Consider the following 18,258-nt stretch of genomic DNA (forward strand, 5'->3'; position numbering starts at 1 on the left):
GGCTGTTGTGGATGCATTTATACTCTCAAGACTTCAGTTTGCACTGAATATTAGTTTTCATATTCTGTTCCCCACCATCACTATTGCGTTAGGGTGGTTTCTGTTTTATTTCAAATTGCGCTCAAACCTAAGCGGTCACCCCGTTTGGATGCGAATTTATCGTTTTTGGGTGCGGGTATTCGCGCTTACATTCGCCCTTGGCGTGGTATCTGGCGTTACCATGTCATTTCAGTTTGGCACGAACTGGCCTGGCTTTATGGAGAAAGCCGGTAATGTTGCCGGTCCTCTATTGGGCTATGAAGTATTAACGGCGTTTTTCCTTGAAGCCACATTCTTAGGGATCATGCTGTTCGGTATTCGTCGCGTGCCCAACTGGCTACACACATTGTCGACCTTCGTTGTTGCATTCGGCACCACCATGTCTGCGTTTTGGATATTGTCATTGAACAGCTGGATGCAAACGCCTCAAGGGCATGAAGTGATAGACGGTGTTATTTATGCAAAAGATTGGTCTGCCATTATCTTTAATCCTTCATTTCCCTACCGTTTTGCACATATGTTGTTGGCGTCAGGCTTAACTGCCAGTTTTCTTATCGCAGGCTTATCAGCATATCGGCTTTACAAGGGTGATGACAAAATTGCGCCTAAGATTGCTCTTAAAACAGCTACCTACACTGCAGCTATTCTAATTCCACTACAAATTCTGGCGGGTGATATGCACGGCTTAAATACCCTTGAACATCAACCACAAAAAGTAGCAGCAATGGAAGGCGTTTGGCATACGGAAAAAGGGGCGCCGTTATTGCTATTCGCTATTCCAGATGAAGAAGCGAAAACCAATCACTTTGAGATTGGCATTCCCAATATGGCCAGCTTTATTCTTACTCATGATACGAACGGAGAAATTAAAGGGCTAAACGAATTTGAGGGTGAGCACCCGCCTGTAGCCCCCGTGTTTTACTCATTCCGTGTGATGGTAGGCATGGGCATGCTGATGTTTGCAACCGCCTGGGCTGGCGCCTATTACCTTTTCCGACGCAACGGTCTGCCACCATGGCTAACCAGAGTGTTCATAGCCATGAGCTTTAGTGGTTGGATTGCCACACTGGCCGGGTGGTATGTCACTGAAGTAGGCAGGCAGCCTTACCTGGTTAGTGGTGTGCTTACAACGCAAGACGCAGTCACCAGTTTACCTCCGGCTAATATCGCCGTGTCGTTCACCCTTTATGCAGTCATTTATTCAGTGCTATTAATAGCCTACGTGGGCACGTTAACACTGATGTGTCGCAAGGCAGTGGGCATTGAAGAAATTACCGATGAAGAACGACGCAAAGCGAAGTTCGCTCGGTTTAATCCTGTTCACGCGAGTTAGGAGAATACAATGCCATTTGAATCATTGTCGGCAGAAACACTAGGTAATATCTACATTGGCCTGCTTGCTTTGGCGGTATTGCTGTACGCTATACTTGATGGGTACGATTTAGGCGTGGGCGTTTTATTCCCACCGCGAAACGAGCAGTTTAAAGATGACATGGTGGCGTCTATCGGGCCCTACTGGGACGCCAATGAAACCTGGCTGGTATTAGCGGTGGGATTGCTACTCATCGCTTTTCCACAAGCACATAGTGAAGTACTTCAGGCACTTTATTTACCTGCGACCTTCATGTTACTTGGGCTTATTTTACGCGGCGTATCTTTCGATTTTCGCGCCAAGGTTGCACAAACCAACAAGAAAAAGTGGGATGCGTGTTTTAAGTATGGATCACTGCTCACCACGTTATCCCAAGGCTATATGCTGGGGATTTGGGTAACCGGTTTACGCACTGACATGTACGCCCAGGGTTTTGCATTTTTGGCTGCGTTTGGGGTTACGGCAGCGTATGCCTTTATCGGAGCGTGCTGGCTGATCCTTAAAACCGAAGGAGAGCTTCAACAAAAAGCATTTTACTGGGCAAAGCGCTGTTTGATGATATTGGGGAGCGGTATTATTGCGGTAAGTTTACTTAACCTCACTTTGCACGATAGCGTGCGCTCACTGTGGTTAGAAAGCCCTGTAGGCATGGTACTTATGACCATCCCTATACTTTGCTTCGCATTACTTCTTCTGTGTGACCTGGTATTGAAAAAACTGCCTGAAGCAGAAGGCAAAGGGGAATGGCTACCCTTTGCCTTAGCATTGCTGGTGTTTGTGCTGTGCTTCGCTGCATTTGGGGTGAGTTACTACCCTTACGTGGTGCCGGGCAAACTTACCATTATGGACGCACTGGCCGATGCTAACTCGTTGCGTTTTCTGCTGGTAGGCACGGTAGTTGTAGTGCCCTGTATTCTCGCCTACACCGCCATGGTTTATAGGATATTTTCCGGTAAATCAGAAAAGCTATCTTATTACTAAGAAGGCTTACATGCTAAACGCTTTTAGGGGGCTGGTATCGACGAGACACCAGCGCCCTCTTCTTTTCATTTCATCGTTATCTTCAATTAACTGATCACCACGCAATCCCAAAAACCAATTGCAACAATCAATTTTAATTACTTTAATAGATTTTCCCAATTCACAATAATACGTCCAATTCAACAAGGAGAACGTAATGAGCGCATTATTAAGAAGACTATCAAAGACAAACAACCAACGTGTAACCACTACCACAAACCACGCAGTTCGAACCCATTGCAATTACGCTGATAACTATTATGGCGACCAGGTTTGTGTAGAAGTAAAAGTAGCAAAACCACGCCCTAACCTTCATGTTGCAGTGCAGCTCTGAGATCCGCAATTAAGAAATAGTGTTGCCTCCACGTAGCAACTGCAGGCAACCTAACTTCCCCCCTGCCCTTCTTCCAGCCTGTTTTAAAAACGCATCAAAATCAATACCTAAGTATTACTCTCAATTACCTATACTTTGTAGAATAAATTAGAATGCATTTGGTTTCTTTTACTTTGTAGTAAAAACTGAATTAGGTATTTAGATGAGTAAAAACAGATTTTTGGGCGAGTTTGAACAATTCGTACTGCTCGCCATTTTACGCCTGGGTGAACAAGCTTATGGCACGACCATTCGCAAGGTACTGTTCGACGCCATCCAACGGGATGTCAGTATTGGCGCTCTTTACACCACATTAACCCGCTTAGAAGAAAAAGGCTTGGTTCGCTCTTCTCTGGGCGAAGCCACTGCCCAAAGAGGCGGGCGTGCGAAAAAACACTTCGAGGTAACAGCAGAAGGAAGGCGAGCATTGGTGGAAGCCCGTCAGTCGTTAGACATTATGTGGCGAGATATAAAACTGAGCTTTGTTGGGGTGGAATCGTGAATAATCTCTCTCCACCACGCATAGCCGAAACCTTGTTAGAGAAAATGCTCCCGGCTGAGCTAGTAGACCCTATCATGGGCGACCTTGAAGAAGAATTTCAAGATATTCAAATATCTAAAAACAAAATAGCTTGCCAAATGTGGTATTGGCGACAGGCACTTTCAACATCATTTTATTATTTTAATCACACTCAAAAGGTACTTATAATGTTCGTATTCAGCATTCTTTTCTTTGTTGCGCTTACTGTTCTGGCAATGATGCTTTCAGGCGATACAAGCGCATTTATTGACTTACCGTCGTTAATTATAACCCTACCACCTGCAATAGTATTCACAGTGGCGGTGACTTCTGTTGGCAGTGTAAAACAAGCATTTAGTTCCCTGTTTAGCAGTCACGCCGAGTCAATAGCTCAAGTGAAGCAAAGTGTAAAAGTGTTTGAGGTACTGGGAAACTCGTGTTTATGGTTAGGGGCTATTATGACGGTACTTGGATGGGTAGCTATGGGTGCTGGAATTGAAGATCCTGCTGTATTTGGGCCAGCCTTTGCGGTATCAGTGCTTACTCTGCTTTATGCCATGGCGGTGAAGCTGGTTTGCTATGTTGCGCAACAGCGCCTGCTATTTTTGGGGCAAGGCTTAACACCCAATACGCTGTAGTTTTTCATGTAAAAGCTTTCTTACTTTAAAATTTAAATAACCGCCTGGCTCATACCCGGCGGTTTTTTACTTATCGTCAGGCTATTTTACCAGGGTGATTTTGCCAAATACCGAAGCGTCAATATAACCTAAGTTCTTACTTCCGTTCACCGGTGTGATGGCATGGGAACCCACGAAATGCTCACGAGTTTTACTGCCATCGTTATCGCAATAGGCCAGCATAAAACCAAGCACATGGCCGCTGTTGAGCACTAATGGCTCGCCGGGTTTAGCGGTGCTAAAGGTGTCGGGGTATATATCAATAGCCACTTCCCACGTAATGGTATGAGGCGCTTCTGCATCTCTTTTCCACACACTTTGTACGTGGTCGTTGAGTAACACCACTCCCTTGCCATCGTTTTCGTCACCGAAATCAGCCACGTTGCCATCAAGGGCAATATGGTACGCAAAGGCGTTGTAGCTAAACTGGTGATTACCGCCAGACGCATCTGCATCAATAAACACTTCCAGACAATCGTCATCCCAGTATTTTACGGTTGGGTCGGGATGAGTGTCGATAAGTACATCATCAACAATTTCCACCAGCAAATACAGTTTGCCTTCGTCCCAGGCCAATTTGAAGCGCCCAGAAAAATCATCGGCAGAGGGCATACTGCCCACCATTAAATGGTTCATTGGGTGCCAGTCTGCCTTTTCCCATACTGCATCATCACCGCTGCCATTCACTTCAACGCCGCTTTTGGCAAATGTGGCATCCATGGCTTGTGCCAGTGGCGAGCATAAACCGCACAGCAGTAGTGCCGTACTTATTAATGACTTTTTCATTCAGGTTCCTTTACGTAAAAAGTGGTGTAACACACATCCTAACACTTCAGAGAATTCTCACATGCCAGTATAACAATGTGAAACTTTTCGTACGCGGGACGTTATAGCTTAACCCGGGGCACTGCCAGTGCTGCAGTAGCAGCATAATTTAGACTTTTGACTAATTTACCATTTCTCACTCGCTTAATAAGTTATTAAGCATATATTCACTAAGAATACTGAGATTTCGGTGTGACAATAACAATAAATCCAAACATCGACATAGAAGCCGCTAAACGTATCTACAAAGAATGCGGCAGAGTGCAGATCGCGGATTTTTTTACTGAAGACACCGCTCGCTATTTACTCGACTGTATACAAAAGAACAAAAACTGGTACTTCGCCTACAACGATGACAAAGGCTTTTACGAGTGCGACTATGCACAAATTCAGGCACTTCCTGATGATGTAAATCAGCGCTGCCTGAATGAAATTTATCAGCGTGCTGAAACCCACTTCCAATATGCTTTTGTGCAGTATTACATTTCTCAGGCCATCGCACTTGGCGAAGATCCCGGGCACCCGCTTCACGCCTTCGAGCAATTTGTTAATAGCGAAGAATATCTGAATCTTATGCGGGACATTACTGGTGAAACGGCCATTCGCAAGGCCGACAGTTACGCATCGATGTACGATAAAGGGCACTTTCTTACCGATCACAACGACACCCACAGTAAACACGACCGCGTTGCTGCCTGTACATTTGGGTTTAGTAAAAACTGGAGCAGGAACTGGGGTGGGTATACAGTATTTTTTGACGAGCAAGGCAATGTGGAGCAAGGATTTATGCCAGGTTTTAACACCTTCACCTTGTTTAGTATTCCGCAAGACCATGCGGTACAAATGGTAGCCCCTTTTGCGGGAGCAAAGCGCTACTCATTGTTAAGTTGGTTGCATCGTTAAAGAATTTTTACTTCTCTTTTAATGACTAATAATTTAGGCTGGAAGTTCAATAATTGCTCAGCATTATGCCAAGTAATTAGGGTCGGTAGTGCCTGTAACGTAAGGGTAATTAAACAGCAAGATGTATACACGGAGGTTTCATGGATTCTGCTGAAAAACAAACGTTTAAAATCATTTCATCTATCATTCTGGTTCAAGGGGGCATATTGCTTTACTGGGCCTTTACGTCTGATAATTTCTTTCATTCACTTGGCTTTGAAGCATTAGCAAACGTCGGCATAGTCGCATGGGGAATCGCCTCTGCGTTGGTTGTGGCGTACGTGTGGGGTGCCGCGGGTATCTCTATTGTGCGCCAGCATATGTTTAAGTTCGATAAACTCAAGTTTCTTGCCCTGACTGGCGCTCTGGTTTCCGGTTTTTTTGAAGAAATATTTTTTCGTAAGATTCTGATGGATTACCTGCAAGAACAAGGGTTTGCTGACGTCATGCAAGTTATTCTTTCCGGTGTCGCTTTTGGTATTGCCCATCTTGTTTGGGGCGGTAAAGCGTTAGCGGCGGCCATCAATGCCACCTTCTACACCTTTTTCTTAGGCGCTGGCCTTGCTATTGTCTATATAGCCAGTGACAGAAATCTAGCGCTCTGCATTATTGCTCACACCTTGGTTACCGGCCTCATTGAACCGGGCTTAATTAAGTCGGCAGTGCTGGATAAACTGGGTTATTTTAGAGAGCGGGATTGAAGCTTAGTCACTACCTTCAACGATACTTTTCTTTGCCAGTAAAGCATCTGTCAAAAACTGCATCAACAACTTTACCTTTGGTTCTTCGTACAAATCAGGATGAGTGAGCAGCCAGATGTCGTACTTCAGTACCGGCTCACTGCCCGGTAATCGCACTAAATCTGAGTGAGTATCGCCCATAAAGCAAGCCGCTCTTCCCATGCCCACACCGTTTAAAATAGCGTGATACCGGGAAATTATGTCGTCTATCACTATTCCGATGGGGACCTCTGGATACGGCGATTCCGCTAACCACTGAGGCCACACCTCATTCTCAATTGGCGCGATCCAACGCCATTGATTTCGGGGAGTATTTGCAGCATAGTCTTTGTGCGCGTAAAAACAGAGGCCCAACTTGTAAAGGCGTCTGCCAATTAAGTGCTCTGGTAATTTATCCGCCCCCCTTATCACAACATCGGCTTCACCTTTGTCTAAATTGGCGAATGTTGTAGAGCTTTTCACTTTCAACTGAATGGATGGGTACAAACTAGTGAACTCACCCAACTCTTTAGTCAGTAGAAACTGCGACATAGGCTCTCCTAAAGAGAGTGTTATCGGGCCGGAGAGTTTTTCATTGCTGGCACAGTAGCGCCGTTCTGAATCAAGAATAACATTTTCCACTTGCGTTGCTGTTGCTACGAGCTGCTCACCAAAAGGTGTAGCCCGATATCCCCCTGGAATGCGTTCAAAAATTGCTGCGCTATATTGCTTTTCTATCTGGGAAAGGCGTCTTGCTACTGTCGTGTGCGTAGTACCTAAAGCAATCGCAGTCGCTCTTAAAGTAATTGACCTGTGAAGTGCAAGAATTAAGGCGTAATCGTTCCAACTTTTCATGGAACGATAATGCACCACTTAAAGCAAAAAACAAACCGTGATTTGTAATATTTCACTTGCTAATGTGTTTGCAGTATTACGAAAACTTTAAGAAAAAGAGCTACCTTATGTTAAAAAAATACTGTAACTACCTAATCTTACTATTAACTATAATTTTCTTTGGCATTTCTGAACCTGCCTTTGCCAGTGAGAAGAACAATGCTTTAACGGTGCATTTTAATCCAGGCTCTGTCATGCAACTCATTGCACCAAAAACAGAAGCTGAAACGCGCCCGCTGCGGGATAAATACTTTGAGAAAAGTGCACAAACAGCCCGAGAATACGGATATTCACAAAATGGTGTACTTATAGTAGAGAAAACCCTGATGGGAACATTTAGCCCCAATGTTTTCGTTATAAGTCAGTGGCCTTCATTAAAAGCACAAAAGTCATTTCAGGCATTGCCGCTATACAGCGACATAAAATCTTTGCGGAAGGAGGCTTGGATGGCACTCAAGTTGTACGACCATGAAACCACAAAGCCCACAACCCTAACGTTTTTTGAAGATAAGTTATATACGGTGTCGTTGGCGTGGGTAAACCCAGTCGCGCCGGATGGCTATTACCAGTACCTTGAATACCTCAGCGATTCACTAGAGAACGCGGGAGGCAAAATCATCTCGAAAACCAACGATATTACGCTTAGTGATCACAACCCTCACGCTGTTGCCCCTCAGCAGATCGTGATCACAGAATGGGAAGACAAAGCGCGTTTTGAGCAATTTTTTTCATCTTCAGAAAACAGCGAGAAGATAAAAGTGCTTCAAGACGGCACCGTGAATTTTGAACTGCACCTTGTTCGCCCACGGGTCTGACAACATTCGTTTAAAGCTGGCGCTTAATGCTGTTGATCCTCTGGTCTATTTCCTCATATCGCTCATCATCGCGTTCTAATTGCCCCAGCACGCCGGTAAGCACGTCTAACGCTTTAGAGAATGCGCCGAGTTTTTCATAAGCCAGCGCCAGTGTAGATAAATAACCGACATCATCTGGTTGTTGCTTAAGTGCCGCTTGCAGGTACTTTATGGCCTCTTCCGGGTTATCCCGCTCTTCCAACTCAAAGTATGCAGCATCAGACAGTTGCCAGCCTTTTGCTTCAATGGTGTAACCGTACATTTCACTTAGCGATTGAAATGTTCAGCAACAGCATCATAGCCCGAGAGATATGCCTCATAGGGTACGTCCCAGTTCGGATATAAGTGCCTGAGCGCTTGGTACGTGCCAATGATGTGGGTTACCTGGTGAGGTTCTTCGGGAAAATAATCTACCTGATAGCGAAACTTGTCCGGTGTATGACGTTTAAGCGCCCTTTCTAACATCTTTACTCCGGCCAACATTTGCTTGCCTTCCGGTGAATCGGTTTCCGGGTTGCCTTCATTTCCCATATTTAGATAAAGCATACGGTTATGCCGATGCTGTTTATGAATAAACGACACCATGGATTTAGCGACTGCCTGCTCGCCCCAAAACAAGCTTGGGCTAAAGGCAAAATACGCGTTGAAAACATGGGGGACGGTGTAAAACGCATGAGAAACCAATAAGCCGCCATAGGAATGACCGGACAAAACCCGGTAAGGTTCGGTGCGATAGTTAGCATCGATAAACCCAATGGCTTCCTTTTCAATAAACGCTAAATACTCGTTTGCACCGCCAGTGTGTTCCCCATAGTTGGTATCGACGGTAGGCGTATAGTCCCGATCTCTGTTGTTGCTGGATAGCCCAACAATAATCATCTGCGGGCCGGTGTTATAACCCACAAGCTCATCGAGAATGCCTGAATTGAGCGAAATGCCTTGTGGCGCATCCAGCAAATACAACACCGGATAGCTAAAATGCGCGTTCTCGTTGTAATAAAGCGGCAACTGAACATAAAGCGTTACCTCTTCGTTCAGCACGTCTGAGGTTATGGTGTGTTCTGTGACTTGCCGTTCATTTTTTGCGAGGGCTTGGTGCGTTATTAACGCAGGAAGAAAGCTTATCGCCAGTAATAAGAATATCCGTTTCATATTGTGTTTAATGCCAGTTTTTAAGGGAGAATAGCATAATACTGCGTGCGATTATTTTAAATGAGGCTACTGTCGCTGTGTGAGGTGGCTGCTGACTTATGCTTGCTGCACATTGCAGGATGTTTGCAGACCCTCAACTGAGAATGTTATGTCCAGCAGGTACTTTATTACATAGCATCATTCAGGTTTGGGTTTCTTCGGTGAATGCTTCACTTTTCGCAACTTGGGCTTGTGGTGTGCTTTCTGATATTCGGTTGGTGTTAGCCCGGTATTTTCTTTGAAGCAGCGGCTAAAATAGGATGGTGCAGAGAAACCTGCATCATATACTACGTGGGTAATTTGCTTTCCTTCTACAAGCATTTCTTTTGCCTTGGAAAGCCTGAAATCCCGCAACAAATCTGAATAACTAGTCCCAAAAATTGCACTTATTTTCCGGTGTAATTGCCGTTCACTGATTGCCAAATTGTTCGCCAATTCGAGCTTGGTAAAACTATCATTTCTATAGTGAAGTTCGAGCTGGTTTAATACAGAGAGGTAAAATTTTTGGTCCCGTTCTGTCACATAGTCAGGTACGTGATCATTATCCTGCACTAAGGTTTCTGCTACGGCCTTTTCTCGTCGTTTTTCATTTCTGTTAAGCAGGTTTTTAATTCTAAGCAGCAAAATTTCTGGATTAACTGGTTTGTTCACATAGGTATCAATTGAAGCCTCAAGCCCTTCCGCGACACTATCTGAATCGGTCAAGCCTGATAACATTATAATGGGAATGTCCGATGTCAGAGTGCTTTCGCGCATTGCCAAAGTTAAATCCGTGCCACTCATGACTGGCATTTTGTAGTCGGTAATAACGAGATCAGGAACTATATGAGCGGTTATTTCAAGGGCTTGTTGACCGTGTTCTGCCAGTAAACACTTGTAGTGGTCTTTAAGTACGCTTTGAAGGTATAAACGCATTTCTTCATTGTCATCGACAATAAGAATAACCGACTTCGTGCCGTGCTCAGTTTTTAGTACATCGTAATCGATTTCTGTTGGCTCTTGAACGGTAATTTCCTTTGTCTCAGGGCTGTTAGCACTCTGATCTATCTCCCTTAACATCGGCAAAAATACTCGAAACGTTGTTCCTTCATCGACAGCAGATTCTACGTTTATCCATCCGTCATTAGCCATAACAACTTCTTTTACTAAGGCTAGCCCAACACCAGAACCTTGCCCACCTTCAGTAAACCGGATATGTCGCTGATACATTTTACCTATTTGTTCTTCGGACATACCGTAACCGTTGTCTTTTACGAAAATACAAAGCTGTAGCTCTTCTTCGTATATGTTTACTTCTATCTTACCTTTGGTAGGAGTGTATTTAATGGCATTGGATACCAAATTTCCTATGATCTTTTCTAACGTCCCTTTGTACAGGGAAATTTTCATCTTGGTATCGCACTTCCACATTAATTTTTTTCTGGCTAATTCCGCCAGTGCAACCATATCAAAAAGTATTCGGCTACAGACAGCGTTCACAGCATACTCTTGAACAGAACGCTTCGCATCGTTACCAAAACTCTCAATTTCCATCATTTCCGCGATAATTGCTTCAATATTTTTTGCGTTTCTCTCAACGAGTTCCACTTTTTCAATATTCTCTGGAGATTGAATCGATTTTTTAAGCTGAGCGATGGGCCCAATAATAAGTGACAAAGGCGTTCTTATTTCGTGAGAGAGGTTCGTAAACTGCTTTTGCTTGCGAATTAGCATCTCTTTTAAGGAGTCTTGCGCCTCAGTCAGAGCGTAATTTTTCTCGTCAACAAGTCCCGTATAAAAGATGGCCTGCTCACGGACTCTTCGCTGATAAATAAAGTAAATCAGCCAGGTTACGATTACCATAAGCACAAAAAATGACAACTGGGCTTGCCAACTTTGCCACCAAGGTGGTAATACGCGAATTTTGACCGACGTGACTGGCTGCTCAGCTTGGCTTCGTGGGTCTAAAACACGTAAATGTATAGTGTGGTTGCCAGGGGGGAGTTTTGGAAAAGTGATGTCGAAGTTAGGTGAATTTATTGCCCGCCATTTACCTGATACTGATTTGACAGTGTATTCAATACCGAGATCTCGCCTGTTGATGAAGTCATTGACAAACCCAACTACATTTAATATTTCTCTTCCCTTCTTGACTGTGTAAAACTCTTTAGCTTCATCCGGCCTCAAATACTTACCGCTAATCCCTTCCCGCACTTGAATATTAAGATTGGACTGTCGGCTTCTCCTTTCTCCTTCACGCAATCTGAATGCGTCACCTTGAATTTCATAGTCAAAATTATCCCCATCAATTAAAAGCGTATCTTCAATAGCTGCAAGCCCATAGTATTCAAAGTCAATATCCTTTATACCATCCAAATTACCTAATCCTTGCCAGTAATCTAAGTGACTATTGTAATAGAAAAGACCTGAGTTTGTAGCAAACCACAGGTCGCCATTACTATCTGTAATACCTGATCGGATATACCGAATACTATCGATTCCCCCAACAGGCGCTTTAGTTAGTTTCAACGAGGAACTATCGACTTGCCAAACTCCTGTGGAACTTGAACAGACATAAATAATTCCCTGTTCACGTGCGAAAAAACACGTGAATCTGGAGGAATTCGGAATTACTACCTCCAAATCTTTCCAAAGGAGTTTCGATAGCTGGACATAAATGCGATTTTTCGTTGTTAGTAGGTAAATCTGTCCACTGGAATCAACCGTCACATCTACTACGTTATCGGGAAGCGCAAACGAATCAACTTCAACTGAATCTTCATTCCTCACCGATAGCTTTTGCTTGCCATTTCGTTCTTGAAGAACTAACCAATTGCGGTCTACATATGGGACGATAAGCTCAACCCCTTCTTTGCACAACAAGCCTTTCAGCCCGGACTCTTCTTCTTGTGAAGTTCCGCAAGCACGATGAACTTGCAACCGATATATCTTTGAATTAAACCTATCAGTAAGAGCACTCTTGTCTAACAGCTGATTATCGAAATGTTCTTGAACGCTTGACAGTCTGATAGCGTCGAAATATGTCGGTGTGTAGATAAACCCTTTTCTTGAGCTTGTAATAAGAAAGTCTTGATATTTTGTTTCCACAAAGCCTGTTAGAAAACCGTTATCCTCAGGACTCCATAACCAGTCGTCCCAAAGCACGCTATTTAACGCATCTTCTTTGATTTCCAAAATTTCTCTTGAAATGAGGAACTTTCTTCCGCTTTTATCTGCTATTGAAATGGGATTAGAAATCGCCTCTTCAGACTCATAGAACTTGTGTGATCCGAGAAATTCTTGACTTTCGTAAATACCTTCAGGGCCTACAGCATAGTATTTTTCGTGGTATTTCTTGAGCAGCTCGACAGCAGATAGGTTTGGCCAGACATTGGATATTTCCAGCTCATTTATTTCGATATCGCCACCGAGATTTGAAGCTACTATCAGACGGCTTTTTTCAATAACAGCCAGCGTGTTATCAATTTTAACTACGTATGGTATCTCGCTAAACTTTTTCTCAGTGAAGCCTTGTATAGACTTTTCCACGTTATAAGTTTCTTTATTGACGATAAGTAGACTTCCAATCGTCAGTATTGCTAAGCGGTTTCCAAAATCGAGTACCTTCCAAGAATTTTCGAGTCTTGGATCCAAATCGAACTTACTCCACTTGCCACTATTCGTTATTTTATAAAGACCATCAGAATACACACTAACCCAAACACCGCCATCATGAGATGGTTCCAAGTCTGAGATATAGCCGAAACTGCCAACAGGCAGATCTAATTTTTCAGTAATATTTCCCTTGAATACGAATAGTCCATTTTCTGCTCCCAACAGGATTCTATCTTCAAGATACAAGATATCTCTTATTATTCCTGTAGCCTGCCCATCGAAGACACTATTAGAGTTTTGCCAGTAATGGGCTTTTGCAAAATTTTTACCTGTGAAGCCAAGTGCTATTAAAAAAAGGCCATATAGAAATAGCGGCTGAATATTACAAGGGAATATTATTTTTTTCACAGCAATTTCCTTTTGCTTTGAAAGAATCTAAGCGCACTTAGAAAAAAGGAGATAATTATATGAGTACATTAGATTTAAATAACATTCAAGAAATAGATGAAAATTTATACAAAACCGTAACCGGAGGCAGTCTTACCTATACCAACCAAGAAAAAATTCCTGATGAATATTTCTATCGCTTAGAGGTAAAAGATCTTCACCCCGACAACCCAGAACTACCAGCCTGGCCCAAACCCGACTAAATCAAACCAACAACCACTGCATCCCGGCATTCTCGGCAGCTTGTTGGTCGTAAATGTAGTCGCCTACATAAAGCAGCTCTGCCGGGGGCAGTTGCCATTGTTCGGCTATCATCAGCAGTGCGGTGGGGTCGGGTTTGGCTGGGGCGCATTCCCGGGTGAGCACTGTGGTAATGGGAATGTCGTTGTTGTGAATTTTAATGGCCGTGGCTTCTTTGCAGTTGCGGGTAACAATAGCCAGAAACTTGTCCGGTGTATGACGTTTAAGCGCCCTTTCTATCATCTTTACTCCGGCCAACATTTGCTTGCCTTCCGGTGAATCGGTTTCCGGGTTGCCTTCATTTCCCATATTTAGATAAAGCATACGGTTATGCCGTTGCTGTTTATGAATAAACGACACCATAGATTTAGCGACTGCCTGCTCGCCCCAAAACAAGCTTGGGCTAAAGGTAAAATACGCATTAAATACGTTGGGAATGGTATAGAAGGCGTGAGAAACCAATAAGCCGCCATAGGAATGACCGGATAAAACCCGGTAAGGTTCGGTACGATAGCTAGCATCGATAAAAGGAATGGCTTCCTTTTCAACAAACGCTAAATATTCGTTAGCACCTCCGGTTTCTGTGCCGTAGTGAGTATCAAGGGTAGGCGTATAGTCCCGGTCTCTGTTGTTGCTGGATAACCCAACAATGATCATCTGCGGGCCAGTGTTATAACCTACAAGCTCATCGAGAATGCCGGAGTTGAGCGTAATGCCTTGTGGTGCATCCAGCAAATACAACACTGGATAGCTAAAATGCGCGTTCTCGTTGTAATATAGCGGCAACTGAACATAAAGCGTTACCTCTTCATTAAGTACGTTTGAGGTTATGGTGTGTTCTGTGACTTGCCGTTCATCATTTGCGAGGGTTTGGTGCGTTATCAGAACTGGAAGAAGGGTTATCGCCAGTAATAAGAATATCCGTTTCATCTTGTGTTTTATGCCAGTTTTTAAGGCAGGATAGCATATTGTTTCAGGAGTATTTTACCCATTAAATATATAAAAATTTCTGCAAATCTCAACGAATAGTACTGAAATAACATCTATTGACCATCAGCCTCAATAAAACTTGGAGCTTGGTCAATGTCCGAGGAGCTAACTTTTGGCTTTCTTCTTTGCTTCTTTTGGTACATGTGCGTTATCAACACCTAATAGTACTGCGACACCATACCCCGGACTAAGCCAATGATTGTAGGATATTCGAACCTTATTCTGCTCCTTAGATATTTGAAATTCTTCTTGTACTCCAAATGTTTCTGTCTCTCTTACTTTTATACCATCTTGGCAGCGGAGCTCAATTTGCATTCTGTGACAAGGCTTTAGCGCTTTATAACAAAACAATTGCCAATGATCTTTCCCATATTCAGTAACAAGTCTCCTAACATTAATCTCTCGGTACTTATTAAATTTATCGGGAACGTCCATTGTATACCCCTTCACCATAGAAGGATCCTGAATTTCAGTTTCTTTTAAGCTATCTTCTCCCAACTTTTCGATTTCATTCTTCCCAGCGGAAATCGTTGTAACCTTGTGAACTGAATCTTCATCCCCAAGCCAAAAGGGTAATGGTTCAAATTTCTCAGCTATTCTATAAACTAAGTAGTTCACATCCCAATCAATCCTTAGTACTTTTCTCTCTTTGTCGATGGATGCTACGGCAGAGATATACATTTGCCCTCGATAGCAAGAATCAAATAGAGCCATCGACTGTTGAATATAGCCGTCAAAGTAATCATCAATGCCAGAATAAATCGACGAAATCTCCCTGGATGGTTTTAACGTTAACTTTAATAACTTTTTTTGATCATCCTCTCCCAATCTTGTTACGAAGTCTTTAGAGATAACTATCTCTATAAGCCTATCCCTCACATAACCTATAAACTGACTTGTACCAATAATAAAATTAAAAATATTAGCGACCAATATAGCTAAACCAACACTTGCAAACGTGTTAGCAATGATATCTTTCCAGAAACTATCAGAATCTAAAAAATCTATATAACCACCAATCATAATTAAAATTATTGATATGAAAAATAATGTACCGAAAAAATCACGCATCACCACCCCCATCAAGATCTAAAATAGACAACTAAAAAACACTAAAAAAATAGTAAATAAAAACAAAATAACACTTTATTTCTATTAAACAAAAAAATAGTGAAAAACAAAGAAGTTCATGAGATAAAAATAATAAAAGTAACACTTTAACTGAGTAAAAGGGAGTATTGAATTGATTCCCCACAATAGGGTTCACTTTTTTCCCATTAAGATTAGCCTCTTGATTCTTGCGTCAGGTTTACTATTTGGTTGCTCTGTGCTCTATCATGACGAAAAGAAGAATACACTACATATTTTGGGTTTTTCTTATCATAAAGTTAAAACGACCAACGCTGATGAAGAAAATGTTATCTATACGCAGTTAATAACTTATGGCCTTGGAATCGGCATGTTGAAAAACAGTGGATTTTTTAGCATAGGCTATACAAAGGCTAGCGAATTGACTATTAGTGATAACCAAGAAATTTGTTTTTCTTGGCCATCATCAAATTTTTTAGACATCCAAATTTCAAAAACATGGAAGTTATGTAATGAAGACTCTGAAACAGTTGATAATTAGTGTACTGAGCCTGGTTTCTGTCGGCTGTGTTGGGATAGATACTACAGCCGTTTATACGAAATCAAATATAGGTATTGACCTCAGTACAACACCCCCAACTACAGCAATAGATATATCACGTACGGAAGGTGTGATCACGCCCCAGTTTGAAGAAGGAAAAGTACTACCTGTTTTAGCAAGTTTTAAAACGGGTGACAAATCAGTATTCTCTGGAGATATACGAACCACCTTTAGCACAGGCAAAGCAGCGGTTACTATGGCCAGGCTATACAACTCAAATTCAGTGCCAGAAGCTCCCATAAACTCTGAGCTGAAATTGAATTCAGAACCACTAATTAACGATAAGAATCCCCTCCAAAAAAGCAATCCAAAACCTGTTCTGTTTACCACCAAAACAAGCGTAGGGCTAAATTTGTCTTGGGCAACAGCAACGGCGGCCTACCCAGAAAGTTTTACACTAGGCTTTAACCGAAAAGAATTGGCAATATTACCCATAAGCTACAGTAATAACGGAACAGATCACACGGTTGACCAAGCCTCATTATTAGCGACCCTTGACTATGTATATGAAGATGTAGCCAATCTTCCGATAATTGAAGACTCAAAATCTAAAAAAACATATCTGCAGTATTTTGCCATTGGCGACTCGGCAAGTTACTTGGCTTTACAACCAGACGTACGTATTACCATGTTGAAAAGACTAGACCCAGAAACTAACCAGGAGCTTTCAGAAGCGGCAATTATGGTCTTACCTGCTCTATTGACACAAATTAGGGCACTTGCGAAGACAGATTCTCATGCTAGAACATTACTAACTAAAGTCGATAGTAAAATCTTTCCAATGTCGAGTAAATACTTTGTGAGTAAAGTGGAAACATTAGAAGAACCAGCTACTTCTGCAACTAATGTTAGAAAAGGAAGTGAATTTACTTTGAGAGCGTACGATTTCGATAATCTTTATGCATATGTAGACTACCTTAGAAGCGGAATAAAAGGTACGGAGTACGCAATAAACCATATACAAAACGCTATTAACAATAAGGTTAAAATCGATTATCTAGATAATAAAGGAGTAATTGTTTGGAGTAAAATTCCTACTGAAAAAGAACTTGAGGAACCTCATTCTATTCTTAATATTCTAGAGGATGAATACGAAAAGCATCGAAAAATCCTAAGCGAAAATAATGAAGTCAATGCTTTATTTAGCTATTCAATCAAAAGGCTATCGGAGAATTAAATCATGTTATTGCGCGACCAATTATTAGTAAACGATAACCCTTCAAGCAAAAACAAAAGGCTTGCAATATTACTCCAGGGGCAATGGTCTAATGAAGATATAAAAAAAATCATATTCAAAATTGAAGGTGAAGGCCAAGGTCGATGGGAAGCCGAAACATGACTAATGAAACTGCAAGCGAGTATGACCAAACCAAACTTGATAATCTGAAAAAACGAATCGACATGAGATTTCGTGATTGGAGCTATTATAAATCCAAGTATAGAGGTAGACACTTTAAAATAACTGGATTAATAATTTTGGTGAGCATGATCAACGTGGTAAGCTCCGGTTTACCGACTATTTATAAGAACTCCAATTCAATAGCTTTAATATCATTGATTGTTAGTGCTATTTTACTTGGCTTAAACAGCATACAAAGCCTAATATCTGCCAACGAAATGCATAGTTACAACGCGCAGGCACTAAACTCTCTCATAGACTTAAACTTCCGATTAAAAAGATTAAAAGAATATAATATTCTCTCAAACGAAAAAATAAAAGAGTTCGAAGATGAACTTCGCCAATTAGAAAAGACGTTCTTTACTTCTATTATCAAGTTACCGGAAATTTAGATAAATAGTACTAATATAGAAGTAATTTCTTGTAATATCTCAAATCTGATCAGACACTTTTGGTTAAGGTCCTTTACCTA

At 42.2% G+C, this 18,258-nt stretch carries 18 protein-coding genes and 2 pseudogenes; 12 read left to right on the forward strand and 8 right to left on the reverse strand.

All coding sequences use genetic code 11. The features are described 5' to 3' along the window. Positions 1–7: 7 nt before the first annotated feature. The 5 genes from ACXACM_RS01240 (at position 8) to ACXACM_RS01260 (ending at position 3,962) form a co-directional block, all read left to right on the forward strand. The gene (locus ACXACM_RS01240; protein WP_474819242.1) at positions 8–1,372 is read left to right on the forward strand and encodes a cytochrome ubiquinol oxidase subunit I; all 1,365 of its coding nucleotides are present in this window, start codon (positions 8–10) and stop codon (positions 1,370–1,372) included. 9 nt (positions 1,373–1,381) lie between these two features. Beyond that, positions 1,382–2,392, forward strand: a complete 1,011-nt coding sequence (locus ACXACM_RS01245; protein WP_474819243.1) for a cytochrome d ubiquinol oxidase subunit II — start codon at positions 1,382–1,384, stop codon at positions 2,390–2,392. A gap of 196 nt (positions 2,393–2,588) precedes the next feature. Further along, positions 2,589–2,765 (forward strand): hypothetical protein, encoded by a 177-nt coding sequence (locus ACXACM_RS01250; protein WP_474819244.1) that lies wholly within the window; start codon positions 2,589–2,591, stop codon positions 2,763–2,765. A 202-nt stretch (positions 2,766–2,967) separates the two neighbouring features. Next, the gene (locus tag ACXACM_RS01255; protein ID WP_474819245.1) at positions 2,968–3,306 is read left to right on the forward strand and encodes a PadR family transcriptional regulator; all 339 of its coding nucleotides are present in this window, start codon (positions 2,968–2,970) and stop codon (positions 3,304–3,306) included. Beyond that, the gene (locus ACXACM_RS01260; RefSeq protein WP_474819246.1) at positions 3,303–3,962 is read left to right on the forward strand and encodes a hypothetical protein; all 660 of its coding nucleotides are present in this window, start codon (positions 3,303–3,305) and stop codon (positions 3,960–3,962) included. Before ACXACM_RS01255 ends, ACXACM_RS01260 begins: the two co-directional genes overlap by 4 nt. 81 nt (positions 3,963–4,043) lie before the next feature. Here the strand turns inward: ACXACM_RS01260 and ACXACM_RS01265 are convergent, their stop codons facing one another. After that, entirely contained in the window at positions 4,044–4,787 is a 744-nt protein-coding gene (locus ACXACM_RS01265) for a sugar-binding protein (protein WP_474819248.1), read from the reverse strand. Positions 4,788–5,018: 231 nt separating this feature from the next. Here ACXACM_RS01265 and ACXACM_RS01270 point away from each other — a divergent pair, with 231 nt between their 5' ends. Together ACXACM_RS01270 and ACXACM_RS01275 are read left to right on the forward strand one after the other, a co-directional pair. Continuing rightward, entirely contained in the window at positions 5,019–5,729 is a 711-nt protein-coding gene (locus tag ACXACM_RS01270; RefSeq protein ID WP_474819249.1) for a 2OG-Fe(II) oxygenase, read from the forward strand. Positions 5,730–5,869: 140 nt separating this feature from the next. Beyond that, a complete protein-coding gene (locus tag ACXACM_RS01275) occupies positions 5,870–6,469 on the forward strand; it encodes a lysostaphin resistance A-like protein (protein WP_474819250.1) in 600 nt (199 codons plus the stop codon). 3 nt (positions 6,470–6,472) lie between these two features. On the opposite strand, the gene ACXACM_RS01280 is transcribed toward ACXACM_RS01275, so the two are convergent. Next, the gene (locus tag ACXACM_RS01280; RefSeq protein WP_474819252.1) at positions 6,473–7,342 is read right to left on the reverse strand and encodes a LysR family transcriptional regulator; all 870 of its coding nucleotides are present in this window, start codon (positions 7,340–7,342) and stop codon (positions 6,473–6,475) included. A 107-nt stretch (positions 7,343–7,449) separates the two neighbouring features. Between ACXACM_RS01280 and ACXACM_RS01285 the strand changes: the two genes are divergently transcribed. Continuing rightward, a complete protein-coding gene (locus tag ACXACM_RS01285) occupies positions 7,450–8,196 on the forward strand; it encodes a hypothetical protein (RefSeq protein WP_474819253.1) in 747 nt (248 codons plus the stop codon). Positions 8,197–8,206: 10 nt separating this feature from the next. On the opposite strand, the gene ACXACM_RS01290 is transcribed toward ACXACM_RS01285, so the two are convergent. The 3 genes from ACXACM_RS01290 to ACXACM_RS01300 all read right to left on the reverse strand — a co-directional run bounded on the left by ACXACM_RS01290 (position 8,207) and on the right by ACXACM_RS01300 (position 13,428). After that, on the reverse strand, positions 8,207–8,497 hold the full coding sequence (locus ACXACM_RS01290) for a tetratricopeptide repeat protein (RefSeq protein WP_474819254.1): 291 nt from the start codon (positions 8,495–8,497) through the stop codon (positions 8,207–8,209). Positions 8,498–8,502: 5 nt separating this feature from the next. After that, the gene (locus ACXACM_RS01295) at positions 8,503–9,387 is read right to left on the reverse strand and encodes an alpha/beta hydrolase (protein WP_474819255.1); all 885 of its coding nucleotides are present in this window, start codon (positions 9,385–9,387) and stop codon (positions 8,503–8,505) included. Between the two features lie 177 nt (positions 9,388–9,564). Beyond that, complete coding sequence (locus tag ACXACM_RS01300; RefSeq protein ID WP_474819257.1) at positions 9,565–13,428, reverse strand: hybrid sensor histidine kinase/response regulator transcription factor; 3,864 nt, start codon at positions 13,426–13,428, stop codon at positions 9,565–9,567. A 59-nt stretch (positions 13,429–13,487) separates the two neighbouring features. On the opposite strand from ACXACM_RS01300, the gene ACXACM_RS01305 reads away from it, so the two are divergent. Beyond that, positions 13,488–13,670 (forward strand): hypothetical protein, encoded by a 183-nt coding sequence (locus tag ACXACM_RS01305; protein WP_474819258.1) that lies wholly within the window; start codon positions 13,488–13,490, stop codon positions 13,668–13,670. 1 nt (position 13,671) lies between these two features. Here ACXACM_RS01305 and ACXACM_RS01310 read toward each other — a convergent pair. The 3 genes and pseudogenes from ACXACM_RS01310 to ACXACM_RS01320 all read right to left on the reverse strand — a co-directional run. Beyond that, positions 13,672–13,908 (reverse strand): annotated as a pseudogene (locus ACXACM_RS01310) (HAD family hydrolase); the annotation flags it as partial. A gap of 45 nt (positions 13,909–13,953) precedes the next feature. Continuing rightward, positions 13,954–14,637: pseudogene (locus ACXACM_RS01315) on the reverse strand (alpha/beta hydrolase); the annotation flags it as partial. A gap of 165 nt (positions 14,638–14,802) precedes the next feature. Next, positions 14,803–15,768, reverse strand: a complete 966-nt coding sequence (locus ACXACM_RS01320; RefSeq protein WP_474819259.1) for a hypothetical protein — start codon at positions 15,766–15,768, stop codon at positions 14,803–14,805. Positions 15,769–15,988: 220 nt separating this feature from the next. On the opposite strand from ACXACM_RS01320, the gene ACXACM_RS01325 reads away from it, so the two are divergent. The 3 genes from ACXACM_RS01325 to ACXACM_RS01335 all read left to right on the forward strand — a co-directional run bounded on the left by ACXACM_RS01325 (position 15,989) and on the right by ACXACM_RS01335 (position 18,178). Then, positions 15,989–16,327, forward strand: coding sequence for a hypothetical protein (locus ACXACM_RS01325; protein WP_474819260.1), 339 nt, complete (start codon positions 15,989–15,991; stop codon positions 16,325–16,327). Then, positions 16,299–17,564 (forward strand): hypothetical protein, encoded by a 1,266-nt coding sequence (locus tag ACXACM_RS01330; protein WP_474819262.1) that lies wholly within the window; start codon positions 16,299–16,301, stop codon positions 17,562–17,564. The genes ACXACM_RS01325 and ACXACM_RS01330 overlap by 29 nt, the downstream gene beginning before the upstream one ends. 158 nt (positions 17,565–17,722) lie before the next feature. Further along, the gene (locus ACXACM_RS01335) at positions 17,723–18,178 is read left to right on the forward strand and encodes a hypothetical protein (protein ID WP_474819263.1); all 456 of its coding nucleotides are present in this window, start codon (positions 17,723–17,725) and stop codon (positions 18,176–18,178) included. Positions 18,179–18,258: the final 80 nt, after the last annotated feature.

Source organism: Alteromonas sp. AWQ4_252 (assembly GCF_056158205.1).

Bases quoted from the DNA above. Each gene is read 5' to 3' on its own strand.
- ACXACM_RS01245 (WP_474819243.1), top strand. From the start codon at position 1,382: ATGCCATTTGAATCATTGTCGGCAGAAACACTAGGTAATATCTACATT.
- ACXACM_RS01250 (WP_474819244.1), top strand. From the start codon at position 2,589: ATGAGCGCATTATTAAGAAGACTATCAAAGACAAACAACCAACGTGTA.
- ACXACM_RS01255 (WP_474819245.1), top strand. From the start codon at position 2,968: ATGAGTAAAAACAGATTTTTGGGCGAGTTTGAACAATTCGTACTGCTC.
- ACXACM_RS01265 (WP_474819248.1), bottom strand. From the start codon at position 4,787: ATGAAAAAGTCATTAATAAGTACGGCACTACTGCTGTGCGGTTTATGC.
- ACXACM_RS01275 (WP_474819250.1), top strand. From the start codon at position 5,870: ATGGATTCTGCTGAAAAACAAACGTTTAAAATCATTTCATCTATCATT.
- ACXACM_RS01280 (WP_474819252.1), bottom strand. From the start codon at position 7,342: ATGAAAAGTTGGAACGATTACGCCTTAATTCTTGCACTTCACAGGTCA.
- ACXACM_RS01285 (WP_474819253.1), top strand. From the start codon at position 7,450: ATGTTAAAAAAATACTGTAACTACCTAATCTTACTATTAACTATAATT.
- ACXACM_RS01290 (WP_474819254.1), bottom strand. From the start codon at position 8,497: ATGTACGGTTACACCATTGAAGCAAAAGGCTGGCAACTGTCTGATGCT.
- ACXACM_RS01295 (WP_474819255.1), bottom strand. From the start codon at position 9,387: ATGAAACGGATATTCTTATTACTGGCGATAAGCTTTCTTCCTGCGTTA.
- ACXACM_RS01305 (WP_474819258.1), top strand. From the start codon at position 13,488: ATGAGTACATTAGATTTAAATAACATTCAAGAAATAGATGAAAATTTA.
- ACXACM_RS01320 (WP_474819259.1), bottom strand. From the start codon at position 15,768: ATGCGTGATTTTTTCGGTACATTATTTTTCATATCAATAATTTTAATT.
- ACXACM_RS01330 (WP_474819262.1), top strand. From the start codon at position 16,299: ATGAAGACTCTGAAACAGTTGATAATTAGTGTACTGAGCCTGGTTTCT.
- ACXACM_RS01335 (WP_474819263.1), top strand. From the start codon at position 17,723: ATGACTAATGAAACTGCAAGCGAGTATGACCAAACCAAACTTGATAAT.